Genomic DNA, 15,905 nt, shown 5'->3' with positions numbered 1-15,905 from the left:
AGTCTAGAGAGCACGACCCTGGGCTTCATCGGGGAATTCCCTGATATTGCGCCGGAGGCCGGGGGTGACATGTAGGAAAAAACCTACGTATAGTGTCCGACATGCCCATCTCCTTACTCGCGACCGTCGCTGCTCGCGCCCGCGGCCATGTGAAGGGCGGCCGGACGTGAGCACCGACCACGTCTTCAGCGCCCTGGCCAGCCCGGTGCGGCGCGAGCTGCTGCGCCTGCTGCTCGACGAGGGCGCCCAGCCCGCCGGGCGGCTGGCCGAGCACTTCGACATGAGCAGGCCCAGCGTGTCGGAGCACCTCAAGGTGCTCAAGGACGCGGGGCTGGTCTCCGAGAGCCGCAGGGGCCGCGAGCGCCACTACCGGCTGGAGGCGGGGCCGCTCATGGAGATCCGCGACTGGCTCAGCCCGTACGAGCGCTTCTGGCGGGAACGTCTCGCCGCGCTCTCCACCCTGCTCGACGACATGGAGGACGACGATGCCACCGACCCTGCCCCCGGCGGGAACCCCCAAGACCGATGACGACCGCCGGGCCATCAGGCTCGATCAGTTCCTCGCCCACCCGCCGGCCAAGGTGTGGCGGGCGCTCACCGAGCCGGAGCTGATGGCCCGCTGGCTGATGCCGAACGACTTCAAGCCCGAGGTCGGCCACCGCTTCACGTTCACCACCACGCCCAGGCCGCAGGTCGGCTTCGACGGGATCGTGCGCTGCGAGGTGCTGGCCATCGAGCCGGAGAAGCTGCTCAGGCTCGCCTGGAGCGACGGCCGGGCGGACTGGACCGTGACGTGGCGGCTGGAGCCCGAGGGCAAGGGCACCCGGCTCTTCCTCGACCACGAGGGCTTCGATCCGGACGACGAGCTGCAGCAGATGTCGCGGCGCATCATGGGCGGCGGCTGGCGCGGGCACTTCGCCGCCATCGAAGAGATCGCCGCCGAGTTCTGACCCCTGCCTGGGCGGCGGTCGGCGGGGAACGCCCCAGTGAGCCGGGGACGCGTCCGGTGCGGCCTGTCCAGGCCGCCCTTGCCGCGGAACGACCCGGCGCGCCGGGGACGCGTGCTCGCCGGTGCGCGAAGCCGCGTCGTACCGGAATCCGTGTCTCACAGAACGGCCGCCCGGGTCAGCGCCCCCACCGGCCGTGACCGGCTCGGCGGCGCATCTCCGTCGTGGCGAAGGCGAAGCCGGCGTCGGTGGCCTGGTCGCCGGGCCGCAGGCCCGCGTAGAGGGCGGCCGGCCCGTCGGGCGCGGCGCCGGTGTCGTCGGGGCCGTCGCCGCGGCTTCCGCTTCCGTGTTCTCCGCTGTGTTCGCTCCCGTGCAGCGTGCGCTCGCCGGCCGGTGCCCGCCGCCGGGAGAGCCGGCGCAGCATCGGCCAGCGCAGGCTGAGCCGCACCCCGCGCGGCGTGAACGCGAACGTGCAGTCCTCGACCCGCACCCCCGACGGGTGCACCAGCCCCGCGAAGCGGCACGTCGTCAGGTCGAGCCCGTGCAGGACGAGGTCGCCGGCGTCGACATGGCGCAGCGAGGTGAGCGTGGACCTGCCGCGCCCGGTCACGGTGGCCGGGCCGTGCAGCACCGCGCCCTCCAGATCGGCCTGGGAGTCGGTGAGGCGCACGTTGGCCGGGCCGGTCACCTCGACGCCTCGCAGGTCGACGCCGCAGCGCGCCACCGCCACGTCGAGCAGCCCGTCGGCGCGCGCCCTGGCCGCCGACAGCCGGCCGGTGGCCGACAGGTAGGCGTCGGAGGCGAAGTGGGCGGCCTCGAACCAGGCGTGCCCCCTGACCTTGCGGAACGACAGCGTACGGCCGAAGCGCGCGCCCCTGAAGACCCCGCCGTCGCCCAGGCCGGCGCCGTCGAAGGTGGCGTACCCGTCGAACCTGGCCCGCTCGCACGACAGCCCGTGCCCGAAGTCGGCCTCGCTGAACAGCGCGTCGCGCGACATCACGGCCTGGTCGAGCGAGACGTGCCCGCGTACGGTCACGCCATGGAAGGACAGTTCGCGGCCGAACCTGACGCCCGCGAGCGACACGTTGCCCTCGAAACGGGCCCCGAAGAACGAGGCCAACCGGTCGAACCTGGCGCCGTCAAGGGACACGTCGCCGCAGAAGGTCACCCCGGACAGCCGCACGTCGCCGGTGAACCTGGCCCGGTCGAGGCGGGCGCGTCCCGGGCGGCCGCCGGTGGCGTCGAGCACCATGCCGAGCAGGGTACTGGTGACGGTGGTGCCGCGCAGGTCGAGCAGGCGGCCGGGGGAGAGCCCGGCGAGCGCCGCGCGCGAATCCTCGGGGCCGAGGTGGGCAAGGCACAGGCCGGTGGGACGGCTAGCGATTCCTGTGCAACCAGCGGAATGCGCGCAGGTGACCCAGTCCATGCACAAGTGATACCCGCAACCGCCGATGTCAAGGTTCGACAATTTAATGTTCTAGCCATCTTTATGTGGAAATAGGCAGCCAGAATTAGCCGTAAAGTGCCGGACATGCAAGCTTTATCGCGAGCGTCCCTGGCCGCCGTCGTCGCGGCCTGCGCGGCGCTGCCCGCCGCCCCGGCCGCCGCCGACCCCGCTCCAGGGGCGAGCGCCGCCTGCGCCACCCCCGCCTCCCACCGCATCGCGCAGGTTCAGGGCGCCGGGGACGCCAGCCCTCTGGCCGGACAGACCGTGCGCGTCGAAGGCGTCGTCACCGCCGACTTCCAGCGGACCGACCAGCTCAGCGGCTTCTTCCTGCAGGATCCGCGGCCCGACGCCGATCCGGCCACGTCCGAGGGGCTGTTCGCGTACGCCCGCGAGTCGGTCAGGGACGTCAAGGTCGGCGACCGCGTCCTGATCACCGGCACGGTCACCGAGTACAACGGCTGGACCGAGCTGTCGCCCGTCACCGCCGTGGACGTCTGCGGCACGGGCCGGGTGGCGCCGCTGCCGTACCGGCTGCCGGTGGCGGCGGGCGCGAGCCTGGAGCAGGTCGAGAACATGCTGCTGACCTTCCCGCAGCCGCTGACCGTCAGCGACCACTACAACCTGGGCCGCTACGGCGAGGTCACGCTCTCCGCGCAGGGCCGGCTCTTCCAGCCGACCGACCGGCACGGCGTGGACGCCGCCGGGAACGAGCGCCGCGCGCTGCTCGTGGACGACGCCTCCACCCGGGAGAACCCCGCGACGCTGCCGCCCGTCGTACGCGCGGGCGACGTGGCGCGCGGCGTCACCGGCGTGCTCGGCTACGGCTTCGGCTCCTACCGGCTCCAGCCCACCGAGCCCATCGCGTACGCGAGCGCCGGCCCGCGCCCGGCCAGGCCGGCCCGGGTGGGCGGCAACGTCAAGGTGGCCTCCTTCAACACCCTCAACTGGTTCACCACGCTCGGCTCGCGCGGCGCGGACAACGCGGAGGAGCAGCGGCGCCAGCTCGCCAAGCTGGTGTCCGCGCTCAAGGGGCTCGACGCCGACGCGGTCGCCCTCATGGAGGTCGAGAACAACGGCCAGACCGCGCTCCAGGCGCTCGTGGACGCGGTCAACGCCGAGGTCGGCGCCGGTACGTACGCCGCGCTCGCGCACCCGTACCCCGGCACCGACGCCATCCAGGTCGGCATCATCTACAAGCCGGGCAAACTGACCCCGGTCGGCGCGGCGACGTCGTCGCAGGACCCGGTGTTCAGCCGTCCGCCGCTGATCCAGACCTTCCGCAGGAAGGGCGGCGGCCAGCCGTTCACCATGCTGGTCAACCACCTCAAGTCGAAGGGAAGCTGCCCGTCCGGCGGGCCCGACGCCGACCAGGGCGACGGCCAGAGCTGCTGGAACGCCACCCGCGTCGCCCAGGCCAAGGCCCTGCTCGGCATCATCGAGGAGCAGGACCTGCCCCACCCGATCGTGCTCGGCGACCTCAACGCCTACGGCGAGGAGGACCCGATCCGCACGCTCGAAGCGGGCGGCCTGGCCAGTGTCACCAAGCGGTTCGTGCCCGCCGGGCAGCGCTACAGCTACCTGTTCGACGGGCTGGCGGGCGAGCTGGACCACGCCCTCGTCGGCCGGCAGCTGCTCAAGCGGGTCAGCGGCGCCACGATCTGGCACATCAACGCCGACGAGCCGCGCATCCGCGACTACAACACCGAGTTCAATCCGCCGGATCTCTACCGGCCCGACGCCTACCGATCTTCCGACCACGATCCCCTGGTCATCGGCCTGAACCTGCCCGGCGGCCGCTGATCCGCGCGGGCGCGGTCGCCAAGAGGGGCCGCGCCCGGCGCCGGAGCATGGAATGCTGGGTGTGGGTACGTGGTTGAGACGGATGCACTGCTAGCGACAACGAGCAAGGAGCCACTTGTGGCGACCATCGAAGTAACCGAGAAGAACTTCAACGAGATCGCCGACAAGGGGATCGTGCTGCTCGACTTCTGGGCCGAGTGGTGCCCGCCGTGCAAGAAGTTCGGTCCGATCTTCGAGCAGGCGTCGGACAAGCACGAGGACATCACCTTCGGCAAGATTGACACCGACGCTGAGCAGGGGCTGGCTCAGGGGTTCGACATCACCTCGATCCCGACGCTGATGGCCATCCGCGACGGCATCGTCGTCTTCGCGCAGGCCGGCGCCATTCCGGCGCCCGCGCTTGAAGACCTCATCCGTCAGGTCAGGGCCCTCGACATGGACGCGATCAGGGCCGAGCTCGCCGAGGAGCTGAAGAACGCCCAGCAGCAGAACTGAGCTTCCGACACGCGTGAGGCCCCGCCGGACGACGGCGGGGCCTCACGCGCGTGCGGCCGGCGTCAGAGCTTGCGTGCGACGCCGACGTAGCCGAACGTGATGTTGTCGCCGAGCGGCTTCTCCTCGTCGGGACGCCAGCGGGCCGGGAACGTCAGCCCGGGCTCGGCCAGCTCGTAGCCCTCGAAGAAGCGCTCGATGTCCTCGCGCGTGCGCAGGTTGAGCTGGGCCGTCGACTTCTTGTAGATCTCCAGCGCCTGCGGCGTGATGTCCGGCGTCGGGTCGACGGCGTGGCTGATCACCAGGTAGCTGCCGGGCACGCTGGCCGCGCGCAGCTTGGCCACCAGGTCGTAGGCGTGCTCGTCCTCGATGAAGTGCAGCAGCGCCAGCATCAGGAACGCCACCGGCTTGTCGAAGTCGATCAGCCCGCGCAGCTTGCCGAGCAGCACGTCCGGCTCGCGCACGTCGGCCTGGAGGAAGTCGACGTTCTCCTTCCTGGCCAGCAGCGCCCTGCCGTGCACGCACACCACCGAGTCGTAGTCCACGTAGACGACGCGCGCCTGCGGGGCGATCTCGTGCGTGTTGCCCTGCGTGGGCAGGCCGGCGCCCAGGTCCACGATCTGCTCGATGCCGGCGTCCACCAGATAGCGCACGGCGCGGCGCAGGAAGTCGCGGTTCGCCCTGGCGCCTTCCTTGGTGTGCGGGAATTTCTTCAAGATCTCTTCGGCCGCTGCCCGATCGGCCGCGAAGTTGTCCTTGCCGTCGAGGAAGTAGTCGTACATACGCGCGACGTTGGGGACGTTCGGGTCGACCCCCTCCGGAGCACCAGCCACGTCATTTCTCCTGAAATATGAGAGCTTTTGCGGGCGATCATAGCTCTCATACCTCACCTTTCTCTCAGGTTCCGGAATGCCCGCCGATGAGACCTGGATCACTCTTTATCGAAAAGCGCGAACGGCGGGCCGGAGTATCACTCCGGCCCGCCGTCCGGCCACGCTGAGTAAGCGACGCGTCAGCCGCGGTAGAGCTCGGCCACCTGGAAGGCGAGGTCGAGCGACTGGCTGCGGTTGAGCCGCGGGTCGCAGGCCGTCTCGTAGCGGGTGGCGAGATCGGCCTCGTTGATCTCGTGGCCGCCGCCCACGCACTCGGTCACGTCGTCACCGGTGAACTCGATGTGGATGCCGCCGGGGTGGGTGCCGAGCGAGCGGTGCACCTCGAAGAAGCCGGCCACCTCGTCGAGCACGTCGTCGACGCGCCGCGTCTTGTGGCCGCTCGGCGCCTCGAACGTGTTGCCGTGCATCGGGTCGCACACCCACGCGACCCGCGCGCCGGACGCGGTGACCTCTTTGACCAGCGCGGGCAGGTGCTCGCGGATCTTGGATGCGCCCATCCTGGTGATGAACGTCAGCCGCCCCGCCTCGTTGGCCGGGTTGAGCTTCTCCACCAGCGCGAGCGCCTCGTCGGGCGTGGTGGTGGGCCCGAGCTTGACGCCGATCGGGTTGCGGATCTTGGAGAAGAAGTCGACGTGCGCCCCGTCGAGCTGGCGGGTGCGCTCGCCGATCCAGACCATGTGGGCCGACACGTCGTACGGCAGCCCCGTGCGCGAGTCGATGCGCGTGAGCGCACGGTCGTAGTCGAGGATCAGCGCCTCGTGCGAGGAGTAGAACTCGACCGTGTGGAACTCCTCGGGGTCGGCCCCGCAGGCCCGCATGAAGGCGAGCGCCTGGTCGATCTCCCTGGCCAGCTGCTCGTAGCGGCGGCCCGCGGGTGACTCGGCGACGAAGTCCTGGTTCCACGCGTGCACCTGGCGCAGGTCGGCGTAGCCGCCCTTGGTGAAGGCGCGGGCCAGGTTGAGCGTCACGGCGGAGGAGTGGTACGCCTTGAGCAGCCGCCACGGATCGGGCGTGCGGGCCTCCGGCGTGAAGTCGAACCCGTTGACCATGTCGCCCCGGTACGCCGGCAGCTCCACGCCGTTGCGGACCTCGGTGGGCTTCGAGCGCGGCTTGGCGAACTGCCCCGCGACCCGGCCGATCTTGACGACCGGCACCCGGCCGGCATAGGTCAGCACGATCGCCATCTGCAGCAACGTCTTCAGCTTCTGCCGCACGTTGTCGGCGGTCGCGCCCGCGAACGTCTCAGCGCAGTCGCCGCCTTGCAGGACGAACGCCTCACCGCGCGCTACGGCCGCCATCTGCTCCTTGAGCTGGTCGCACTCGCCGGCGAAGACCAGCGGGGGCAGGCCGCCGAGCTCGGCGACAACCTTGTCGAGCTCGCCGCGGTCGGGCCAGTCAGGCTGCTGTGCCGCGGGGAGGGCTCGCCAGGAATCGAGATCCACTAGATTGCTGCTCACGAGATACGAGGGTATTCCACTGGCTCGACCCCACCGACCCCCTTGTCCACGTTGTGAGAATGCGGTTATACGGGTGCGAACCCAGAGGAGGTCAAGGCTCCTTTGCCAAGAGGTGCTCGGGCCGTACGCCGAGGCCGATCATCCGCGCCGCCAGCGCGTTGAGCACCGGGATCCGCGTCAGGTCGCGGGGCAGCCTGTCGGGGTCGAAGCCGTCGGTGAGCGCGGGGCTGATGAACCTGTCCTGCACGAACCGCTGCACCGCCTGCGTGATCAGGGTGGGCGGCATGCGGCGCCGCTGCACCAGGTGCAGCGCCCGCTCGGGGAGCGGCCTGCCGTACCTGAGCGGTCCGGCCAGCAGGTTGGCGGTGGCGACCGCGTCCTGCACGGCCAGGTTGATGCCCACGCCGAAGACGGGCGACATCGCGTGCGCGGCGTCGCCGATGCACAGCAGCCCCGGCAGGTGCCAGCGGCGCAGCCGGTCGAGGCGGACGGTCAGCACGCTGACGTCGTCGAAGCTCCTGATCAGCTCGGTCCGGCCGGCCAGCCAGGGCAGCAGCTCGGCGGCCGGCCCGCGCAGCGCGTCGATGCCCTGGCGTGTCAGGCGGTCGTAGCCGCCCTTGATGATCACGTACGCGAGCTGCCAGTAGTCGCCCCGGTTGATGGCGACCATGAGGCGGTTCTTCGCGATCCGCAGGAACGGGTCCTGCCGGTCGCCCGGCTCCCGGGGCAGCCGGAACCACACCACGTCCATGGGCGCGCCGAGGTCCTGCGGCACCAGGCCGGCCTTCGCGCGCAGCACCGAGGTACGGCCGTCGGCGGCCACGGTCAGGTCGGCCCTGATCTCGTGCTCGCCTGACGGGTCGCGGTAGCGCAGCCCGCGGACCGCGCCGTTCTCGCGGATCAGGTCCGTGGCCTCGGCGTTCATGAGCAGTTTGAACGTGGGGTACCGGGCCGCCGCCCGCGTGATGAGCGTGAGGAAGTCCCATTGCGGGACGAACGCTATGTAGTGGAACTTGCCGGGCAGGTGGCTCATGTCGGCCAGCCTGATGGCGCCGGAGTCCGAGACGAGGCTGAGGTTGTACGCCTTGTAATGGGGGAGCTTGTGGAACTCCTCCGCCAGGCCCAGCTCGTCGAGCACCTGCAGGGTCGAGGGGTGGATGGTGTCGCCTCTGAAGTCCCGCAGGAAGTCGTTGTGCTTCTCCAGCAGCGTCACCTCGACGCCTGACCTGGCCAGGAGAAGGGCCAGCATCGCACCGGCCGGGCCGCCTCCCGCTATGACAGTTCCCATAATTCATCACCTAATGAGATTCTACCTCTCGGGTTCTCGCTCGCCGAGGGCCATCCGGGAGGGCTCGTGCGCCAAGCGATGAGCCCCAAGGCGTGATCGGAACGAGATGGACTATCGGGTCTGATCACCCGATAGTGCGATCATGCGTATATTCGCGGCCGTGACACTGGCCGCCACCGTGTTCACCGCTCCGGCAGCGCCCGCGCACGCCGCCGAGCCGGGCTCGGCCACCGTCGTGCCCGTGCAGGTCACCGGAGCACCGGCCAAACGGTTCAACCTGATCGTGATGGGCGACGGCTACACCGAGGCCGAGCAGGACGAGTACCGCGCCGACGTGGACCGGCATCTCAACGTGATGTGGTCCATCGAGCCGTTCAAGTCGTACCGGAACTACATCAACGTGTACCGGATCGACATCGTCTCCGGAGAGTCCGGCATCAGCTGCGATCCCGGCCTGGACGCGCCGCGCCGGGACACGCCGCTCGGCATGGGCTTCTGGGGCGGCTGCAACCCCTCGAGCGTGCAGCGCCTGATCACCATGGACAACGCGGCCGCCACCCGCTACGCCGACATGGTCACCGGCACCGACGCGGGCAACCGGCAGATCCTCGCGCTGGCCAACAGCGGCACGTACGGCGGCGCCGGCGGCGCGTACGCCACCGCCTCGGGCAGCAACAGCATGTCGGCCCTGATCAGCCCGCACGAGCTGGGCCACTCGCTGGGCGGCCTGCAGGACGAGTACGACTACTACCAGCGCGGCGTCCCCGGCGGCGCCTACACCGGACCTGAGCCGGCGTCGGCCCACCACACGCTGCTGACCGAGCAGCAGATGCGCGAGCAGCGCACGAAGTGGTGGCGCTGGCTGGGCGAGGAGAGCGAGTCCGGCGGGAAGATCGGCCGCTACGAGGGCGGCCTGTACTACACGACGGGCGTGTGGCGGCCGAGCGCCCACTCCATGATGAAGACCCTCGGCTACGCCTACGACCAGGTCGGCCGCGAGGTCATGGTGCAGCGCATCACCGCCAAGACCGCGGTCATCCAGGACGCGACGCCGGCCGAGGCCCCGGTGGGCGCGGACCGGGTGCTGTGGGTGGAGCCGATGCGGCCCGTCGGCCACTCCCTGGTCACCACCTGGACGGTGGACGGCGAGGAGATCGAGGGCGGCCGCGACGCGCTCGACCTGCGCACGCTGGAGCTGTCGCCGGGCCGGCACACGGTCACCGCGACGGTCACCGACCCCACCGAGTTCATCAGGGATCCGGAGATCAGGAAGGCCGTCAGCGCCACCCGCACCTGGACGGTGGACACCGCGATCACCACCCCGCCGGACGCCACCCGGCCGGCGTTCGTCTCCTCCACGCCGACGGACCGCCCGGTGGGCCGCGACGATGTCGTGTACGTCGAGACCACCCACCCGGCCACGTCGCTCCCCGAGGTCACCTGGACGCTGAACGGCCGCCGGTACCAGGGCACCGACCTGGACCTCGGCGAGCTGGACCTGCCCGAGGGCACGCACACGCTCACCGCGACCCTGGCGGGCGAGACCCGCACCTGGACGGTGGACGCGACCGCGCCGCGCACCGCGTACGAGCTGTCGGAGCCACTGGCCAGGTCCGCCGACGCCTACGTCTACAACGGCCCGTTCACGATGAAGCTGACCGGCGAGGACGACCACGACGGCTACGTGGTCTCGGAGTCGCGGGTGGACGGCGACGGCTGGTTCAACTACTTCGGCTGGCCCACCTCGTCCGAGCTGCCGTGGAGGTTCTCCGAGGAGGGCACGGAGATCGACTCCCTGGTGTACGGCAAGCTGCCGCGCGGCCGGCACACGATCGAGTACCGCTCGATGGACGCGGCGGGCAACTACGGCGAGCCGAGGAGCTTCACCGTCACCACGATCGCCCCGCCGCCCGCCTGCACCCGCACGATCACCGGCGCGCACCGGGGCCCGCTCACCGTCACCGGCGGCGTCACCTGCCTCGACGGCGCGGAGGTCACCGGCGCGGTCACGGTACGGCGCGGCGCGTCGCTGGTGGCGTCGGGCGGCCGGATCACCGGGGCGTTCAGCGCGGACCGGCCCGCCGAGGTGCACCTGCTCGGCACCCGGGTGAACGGCGCGCTCGCGGTGCACGGCGCGGAGAACCTGACCGTCGTGGGCGCCGACCTGCGCGGCGCGGCGCGGCTCACCGGCCTGACGGGCACGGCCGTGCTGTCCGGCAGCACGATCACGGGGGCGCTGTCCTGCTCCGGCGGCACCCCGGCCGACCTGGGCGTGCCGAACGCGGTCAAGGGCGGCAGCGGCTGCGGCGACCTACCCGACGGGGCGCGCGGCCGCGCGTACGAGGCGGTCCAGCACGTCCGTCAGTGACGCGGTCGCGATCGTGCGGACCCTGGCGTACTCGTCCGGCGGGTACTGCCGGGGTCCGTTCTCGATGAGCAGGATCAGATAGAGGTAGGCGCGGTAGAGGTCGATGCGGACGCGCGCCGCCGGGGTGAGCTCCAGCGGTGTCACCTCGCGGTAGCCGGCGAGCAGCGGGTCGTCGCCGGCCAGCTCGCCGAAGATCGTCGGCGTGACGAACTCGGCCAGCGGGTCGCCCCAGAAGGCGCGCTCGTGATCGATGATGGCCTGGATCTTCGGCGGCCCGGTCAGGTCGAGGAAGACGTTGCCCGCCCACACGTCGAAGTGCACCAGCCGGGGCGTGGTCACCTCGTCGAGCACGGGCGCCGCCGCCTCGACGATCGCCATGATCTCGGCGGGCGGGAGCGGCAGCGGCGTCGGGTAGCGCTCGGTGTCGCCCAGCAGCGCCGCCACCATCGCGAGGAACGCCGCCCGCCAGGTGGGGCCGGTGATGCCGGCGTGCGGGTAGCCGAACACCTCGCCGGTCACGCTGTTGAAGCGCGCCAGATGCCGGCCCAGCTCCCTGCGCAGCGCGGCCTCGCCGTCCGGCTTGACGTCGTTCCAGGACACCCCGTCGAGCGCGGCCAGGAACAGGTAGTCGCCGCCCAGCACCGGGTCGTCGAACCCGGCGCGCAGCAGGCCCGCCACCGGCACGCCCGCCCGCGCCGCCAGCTCGATGGCGACGGCCTCCATGCGCAGCAGGTTGCGCTCGTAGCTGAGCTGGTCGAGATCGGGAGGCGGGCTCAGCTTGAGCACCGCCTCGCGGCCGTCGTCCAGCGCGAGCCGCCACACGGCGTTGGCGTAGCCGTCGGTCAGCTCGGTGGCCGAGGCGACGCCCGCCCCGACGGCACGGCGGGCCAGGGCGTCGAGCTCGGCCGCCGCTAAGCGGCGTTTGGTCCTGCTGTCCATGGCGGCCTCACCCTGCCTCTCGTGCCGCTGCTCACCCGCGTGCGCGCCGGTCCGTCAGGCGGACTCCCTGCGTACGAGGTGAGTGTCGAGGATCACCACGGGCTGGCGCAGCTCTTCGCCGTTGATGCGGGCCACCAGAAGCTGCGCCATCTGCCGTCCCATCGCCTCGGTCGGCTGGTGCACCGTGGTCAGCGGCGGGTCGGCGTGCAGCGCCGCCTTGGAGTCGTCGAAGCCGATCACCGCCACGTCGTCGGGGATCCGGCGCCCTTCGGCCTTGAGCACGCGCATCGCGCCCAGCGCCATCGGGTCGGAGGCGGCGAAGACCGCATCGAGATCGGGGTGGGCGCGCAGCAGCTCGGTCATCGCGGCCGCGCCGCTGTGCTCGGAGAAGTCACCGTAGGCCACGAGCTCGGGAAGGCCCGTCGGCAGCAGCGCGTCTCGGTAGCCCGAGAGCCGGTCGACGCCCACACCCATGTCCTGGGAGCCGGCGATCGTGGCGATCGCGGTGCGGCCGAGGCTCAGCAGGTGTTTGACCGCCTGCCTGGCCCCTGCCCTGTTGTCCATGTCCACATAGCTGTAGGGGTCGAGGCCGACGGGGCGGCCGCCCAGCACGGTCGGCACTCCCATCGCCTCCAGCCTGCCCGGCAACGGGTCGGCCCCGTGCAGGGACAGCAGCAGCACGCCGTCGACGTGCTGGCCCGTCAGGTAGTGCTCGAGCCGCGCGTGCTCCTCCGGGGTGCGCGCCATCGCGAGGATGAGCTGCAACCCGGTCTCGGCCAGCGCCGAGCCGATGCCGCGGATCGTGCCCGCGAAGTACGGCTCGTCGAAGACGCGGAACTGGGACTCGGACACCACCAGCGCCACCGTGTCCGTGCGGCGCGTCACCAGGGCGCGCGCCGCACGGTTGGGCACGTAGCCCAGCTCGCGGATCGCCAGCTCGACGGCCTCGCGGGCCTTCGCGCTGACGTTCGGCGAGCCGTTGATGACTCTCGACACCGTGCCCCGGCCCACCCCGGCCCGAGCAGCGACTGCCTCAAGAGTCGGTCGGTTCATAACGCCTATTCTGCCGGATGATCTCCGAGTACCAGAGTGCGCTGTCCTTCAGCACCCGCTCCTGCGTCTCGAAGTCCACCCGAACGAGGCCGAAGCGCTTGCCGTAACCCCAGGCCCACTCGAAGTTGTCCATCAACGACCAGGCGAAATAGCCCTCAAGAGGCACGCCCTTGTCGATGGCCTCCTTGCAGGCGCCCAGATGCGCCTCCACGTACGCCCGGCGCTCCGTGTCGTGGACCCGGCCGTCCTCCAGCACGTCGTCGAAGGCGGCGCCGTTCTCGGAGACCACCATCGGGATCGGCGGGTACTCGCGCGCCACCCTGGTGAGGATCTCCACCAGGCCGCTCTCGTCGATCTCCCAGCCCATCGCCGTCACCGGGCGGCCCCCGCTGACGAACGAGACGTGCTCGCTGCCGACCCACGGCGAGCCCGAGTCGGTGGGCGCCGCGGCCGCCGACTGCCTGCCGCCGGGAGCGCCCGAGACCGTGAAGCGGCTGTAGTAGTTGACCAGCAGCACGTCGATGGGCGCGTTGATGATCTTCATGTCGCCCGGCTGGATGTAGGCGTCCGGCTCGATCGGCAGGTCGGCCAGCACGTCCTCCGGGTAGCGGCCGAGCAGCATGGCGTCCAGGAAGAACCGGTTCTGCAGCCCGTCGATGCGGCGGGCCGCGTCCAGGTCGCGCTCGCTGTCGGTCTCCGGCGTCACCGCGTACAGGTTGACGCAGCCGCCGACCCGGCGGGCGTTCATCGCCTGCACGGCCAGCCCGTGGGCCAGGTTGAGGTGGTGCGCGCCCCTGATCGCGTTCTCCGGCTCGCGGCGGCCGGGGGCGTGCTCGCCCGAGGCGTAGCCGAGGAACGCGGCGCACCATGGTTCGTTGACCGTGCTCCACGTGTGGACGTAGTCCTTGAGCGCATCGTGGACCGCCGCCGCGTACTCGGCGAAGCGGTAGGCGGTGTCGCGGTTGGGCCAGCCGCCCTCGTCCTCCAGCGCCTGGGGCAGGTCCCAGTGGTACAGGGTCAGCCAGGGGTCGATGGAGTGCTTGCGCAGCTCATCGCAGAGCCGCCGGTAGAAGTCGAGGCCCTTCTGGTTGATCCGGCCCGAGCCGGTGGGCTGGATGCGAGGCCAGGAGACCGAGAACCGGTAGGCCGACAGGCCCAGCTGCGCCATGATGGCGACGTCTTCCCGGTAGCGGTGGTAGTGGTCGATGGCCACGTCCGCGTTGTGCCCGTTGAGCACCTTTCCCGGCTTCTTGGTGAAGGTGTCCCAGATGGACGTGCCGCGCCCGTCCTCCGCGACCGCCCCTTCGATCTGGTACGCCGAGGTCGCGGCCCCCCACGCGAAGCCCGCAGGGAAGCGCAGCCCGGAACGCGTCTGTTCCTCTTGTGTCGTCACGCTTTGACCGCACCTTCCATGAGGCCGCCGACGATCTGGCGGCCGAATGCGACGAATACTGCGATGAGCGGAATGATGGACAACGCGGTGCCCGCGAAGATCAACGAGTACTCCGTGGAGTACCTCGCGTTGAGGCCGTTGATCGCGATCTGCACGGTCGGGTTGTCCTGGTTGAGCACGATCAGCGGCCACATGTAGTCGTTCCACATGAGCATGAACGTGTTGATCCCGAGCACGGCCATGCCGGGCCGCACCGCGGGCAGCACGACGTTCCACCAGATGCGCAGCGTGGCGGCGCCGTCCACCCGGGCGGCCTCGACCAGCTCCATCGGCACCGATTGGCGCGTGTACTGCGTCATCAGGAAGACGCCGAACCCGTTGAGCAGGTACGGCAGGATGACCGCCTTGAGCGTGCCCGTCCACTCCAGGCTCACCATGAGCCGGTAGAGCGGCACCACGCCCATCTGCTGCAGCGGCACCGCCATCGTCAGCAGCACCAGCAGCAGCAGCGCGTTCCTGCCGCGGAAGTTCAGGTTGGCGAACGCGAAGCCGGCCAGCGTCGAGATGATGATCACCGAGACGGTGACGACGCTCGCCACGATGAACGAGTTCGTCAGCCCGGCCACGAACTTCGCCTCGGGGTGCTGGAGCACCGCGAGGATGTTCTGCCCCAGATTGCCGCCCGGCAGGAACTTCGGCGGCGAGGCCACCGCGTCGGAGTTCGTCCGCGAGGCGATGACCAGCATCCAGTACAGCGGGAACGCCGACAGGAAGATGGCGAGGCCGAGCAGCACCCGCGTCAGGACGGTCGGTTTCCAGATGGTCATCGCGTGCCCCCGATCCTGCGCACGAACGCGAAGTTGATCGCCGCTCCGATGAGGATCAGCAGGAACAGCAGCCAGGCCGCCGCCGAGGCGTAGCCGTAGTCGAACTCACGGAACGCCTCCTTGTAGACGAACATGGCCACCGTCTGGAACTGGCCCTGCGACCCGCCGTCCGGATTGCCGTTGTAGAACGTCATCGGCTCGGAGAACAGCGTCAGGCCGCCGATCGTGGAGTTCAGCACCACGAAGATCATCGTGGGGCGCAGCATCGGCAGCGTGATCTGCCAGAACTGCCGGCGCTGCGAGGCCCCGTCGATCGAGGCGGCCTCGTACAGATCGCGCGGGATCGTCTGCATGCCGGCCAGGAAGATGATCGCGTTGTAGCCGGTCCAGCGCCAGTCGACCATGGTCGCGATCGCGATCCACGACGGAACGCGCTCGGCACGCCAGTTCAGCGGGTCCACCCCGAACATGCCGAGGATCCAGTTGACCAGGCCCCAGTCGCGGGCGAACAGCTGCGTGAACACCACCGCGACCGCGACCACCGACGTGACCAGCGGCAGCAGCACGCTCATCCGCAGCGCGAGGCGGAACCGCATGCGCTTGTTCAGCGCGTTGGCCAGGAACAGCGCGAGCAGCATCTGGGGGACGGTGGCGATGATGAACATGGCCACGGTGTTGATCGTGGCCCGCCAGAAGTCGTCGTCGCTCAGCAGCGCCGCGTAGTTGCCCAGCCCGGCCCACTCGACGGTGCCGGTCAGGTCGTAGTCGTACAGCGAGTAGTAGAGCGTGAACGCCAGCGGGAAGAACCCGAAGGCGGCGAACAGCAGGAAGTACGGGGACACCAGGACGTACGGCATCGCCTTGACGTCCAGACGGGAACGCCAGCGGCTGCCGGGCGGGCGGGCGCGGCGGTGATTGCTCCGCGTCGCCCGCGGAAGGGGGTCGAGGCTCATAACAGACCTTTCGGCGGCAACAGGCCCGGCCCGCCCCTGAGGCGGGCC

At 70.4% G+C, this 15,905-nt stretch carries 14 protein-coding genes; 5 read left to right on the top strand and 9 right to left on the bottom strand.

The genetic code is table 11. The features are described 5' to 3' along the window. Window positions 1-166 precede the first annotated feature (166 nt). Both AB0K67_RS06815 and AB0K67_RS06810 read left to right on the top strand, forming a co-directional pair. Complete coding sequence (locus tag AB0K67_RS06815; protein ID WP_364054053.1) at window positions 167-529, top strand: metalloregulator ArsR/SmtB family transcription factor; 363 nt, start codon at window positions 167-169, stop codon at window positions 527-529. Next, window positions 486-950: an SRPBCC domain-containing protein gene (locus tag AB0K67_RS06810; protein WP_364054050.1), complete on the top strand. Its 465-nt coding sequence runs from the start codon at window positions 486-488 to the stop codon at window positions 948-950. The genes AB0K67_RS06815 and AB0K67_RS06810 overlap by 44 nt, the downstream gene beginning before the upstream one ends. Before the next feature lie 175 nt (window positions 951-1,125). Here AB0K67_RS06810 and AB0K67_RS06805 read toward each other — a convergent pair whose 3' ends face one another. Then, entirely contained in the window at window positions 1,126-2,373 is a 1,248-nt protein-coding gene (locus tag AB0K67_RS06805) for a pentapeptide repeat-containing protein (protein WP_364054047.1), read from the bottom strand. A 105-nt stretch (window positions 2,374-2,478) separates the two neighbouring features. On the opposite strand from AB0K67_RS06805, the gene AB0K67_RS06800 reads away from it, so the two are divergent. Next, window positions 2,479-4,194, top strand: coding sequence for an ExeM/NucH family extracellular endonuclease (locus AB0K67_RS06800; protein WP_364054044.1), 1,716 nt, complete (start codon window positions 2,479-2,481; stop codon window positions 4,192-4,194). A gap of 117 nt (window positions 4,195-4,311) precedes the next feature. Further along, entirely contained in the window at window positions 4,312-4,689 is a 378-nt protein-coding gene (gene trxA, locus AB0K67_RS06795; RefSeq protein ID WP_364054041.1) for a thioredoxin, read from the top strand. A gap of 62 nt (window positions 4,690-4,751) precedes the next feature. On the opposite strand, the gene AB0K67_RS06790 is transcribed toward trxA, so the two are convergent. From AB0K67_RS06790 to AB0K67_RS06780, 3 genes are all read right to left on the bottom strand, one after another. Next, on the bottom strand, window positions 4,752-5,519 hold the full coding sequence (locus AB0K67_RS06790) for an SAM-dependent methyltransferase (RefSeq protein ID WP_364054038.1): 768 nt from the start codon (window positions 5,517-5,519) through the stop codon (window positions 4,752-4,754). Window positions 5,520-5,698: 179 nt separating this feature from the next. Further along, a complete protein-coding gene (locus AB0K67_RS06785) occupies window positions 5,699-7,036 on the bottom strand; it encodes a class II 3-deoxy-7-phosphoheptulonate synthase (RefSeq protein WP_364054035.1) in 1,338 nt (445 codons plus the stop codon). A gap of 91 nt (window positions 7,037-7,127) precedes the next feature. Then, entirely contained in the window at window positions 7,128-8,324 is a 1,197-nt protein-coding gene (locus tag AB0K67_RS06780; RefSeq protein WP_364054032.1) for an FAD-dependent oxidoreductase, read from the bottom strand. Window positions 8,325-8,466: 142 nt separating this feature from the next. On the opposite strand from AB0K67_RS06780, the gene AB0K67_RS06775 reads away from it, so the two are divergent. After that, window positions 8,467-10,692, top strand: a complete 2,226-nt coding sequence (locus AB0K67_RS06775; protein WP_364054029.1) for a M64 family metallopeptidase — start codon at window positions 8,467-8,469, stop codon at window positions 10,690-10,692. Here the strand turns inward: AB0K67_RS06775 and AB0K67_RS06770 are convergent. From AB0K67_RS06770 to AB0K67_RS06750, 5 genes are read right to left on the bottom strand one after another with little or no spacing between them, the layout of a single operon-like run. Beyond that, a complete protein-coding gene (locus AB0K67_RS06770) occupies window positions 10,636-11,631 on the bottom strand; it encodes an aminoglycoside phosphotransferase family protein (RefSeq protein WP_364054026.1) in 996 nt (331 codons plus the stop codon). The genes AB0K67_RS06775 and AB0K67_RS06770 overlap by 57 nt on opposite strands. Before the next feature lie 54 nt (window positions 11,632-11,685). Further along, window positions 11,686-12,684, bottom strand: a complete 999-nt coding sequence (locus AB0K67_RS06765; RefSeq protein ID WP_364054023.1) for a LacI family DNA-binding transcriptional regulator — start codon at window positions 12,682-12,684, stop codon at window positions 11,686-11,688. Then, window positions 12,665-14,077, bottom strand: a complete 1,413-nt coding sequence (locus AB0K67_RS06760; RefSeq protein ID WP_364054020.1) for a GH1 family beta-glucosidase — start codon at window positions 14,075-14,077, stop codon at window positions 12,665-12,667. The genes AB0K67_RS06765 and AB0K67_RS06760 overlap by 20 nt, the downstream gene beginning before the upstream one ends. Continuing rightward, window positions 14,074-14,904, bottom strand: a complete 831-nt coding sequence (locus AB0K67_RS06755; protein ID WP_364054017.1) for a carbohydrate ABC transporter permease — start codon at window positions 14,902-14,904, stop codon at window positions 14,074-14,076. The genes AB0K67_RS06760 and AB0K67_RS06755 overlap by 4 nt, the downstream gene beginning before the upstream one ends. Next, on the bottom strand, window positions 14,901-15,857 hold the full coding sequence (locus AB0K67_RS06750) for a sugar ABC transporter permease (protein WP_364054014.1): 957 nt from the start codon (window positions 15,855-15,857) through the stop codon (window positions 14,901-14,903). The genes AB0K67_RS06755 and AB0K67_RS06750 overlap by 4 nt, the downstream gene beginning before the upstream one ends. Window positions 15,858-15,905: the final 48 nt, after the last annotated feature.

It is taken from the genome of Nonomuraea sp. NPDC052634 (assembly GCF_040678535.1).
Classification (GTDB): Bacteria; Actinomycetota; Actinomycetes; order Streptosporangiales; family Streptosporangiaceae; genus Nonomuraea; species Nonomuraea fastidiosa.
Note: the sequence above shows the minus strand (reverse complement) of the source record. Positions and strands in the feature narration are given on the sequence as shown.

Bases quoted from the DNA above. Each gene is read 5' to 3' on its own strand.
- AB0K67_RS06810 (WP_364054050.1), top strand. From the start codon at position 486: ATGCCACCGACCCTGCCCCCGGCGGGAACCCCCAAGACCGATGACGAC.
- AB0K67_RS06805 (WP_364054047.1), bottom strand. From the start codon at position 2,373: ATGGACTGGGTCACCTGCGCGCATTCCGCTGGTTGCACAGGAATCGCT.
- AB0K67_RS06800 (WP_364054044.1), top strand. From the start codon at position 2,479: ATGCAAGCTTTATCGCGAGCGTCCCTGGCCGCCGTCGTCGCGGCCTGC.
- AB0K67_RS06780 (WP_364054032.1), bottom strand. From the start codon at position 8,324: ATGGGAACTGTCATAGCGGGAGGCGGCCCGGCCGGTGCGATGCTGGCC.
- AB0K67_RS06775 (WP_364054029.1), top strand. From the start codon at position 8,467: ATGCGTATATTCGCGGCCGTGACACTGGCCGCCACCGTGTTCACCGCT.
- AB0K67_RS06770 (WP_364054026.1), bottom strand. From the start codon at position 11,631: ATGGACAGCAGGACCAAACGCCGCTTAGCGGCGGCCGAGCTCGACGCC.
- AB0K67_RS06765 (WP_364054023.1), bottom strand. From the start codon at position 12,684: ATGAACCGACCGACTCTTGAGGCAGTCGCTGCTCGGGCCGGGGTGGGC.
- AB0K67_RS06755 (WP_364054017.1), bottom strand. From the start codon at position 14,904: ATGACCATCTGGAAACCGACCGTCCTGACGCGGGTGCTGCTCGGCCTC.
- AB0K67_RS06750 (WP_364054014.1), bottom strand. From the start codon at position 15,857: ATGAGCCTCGACCCCCTTCCGCGGGCGACGCGGAGCAATCACCGCCGC.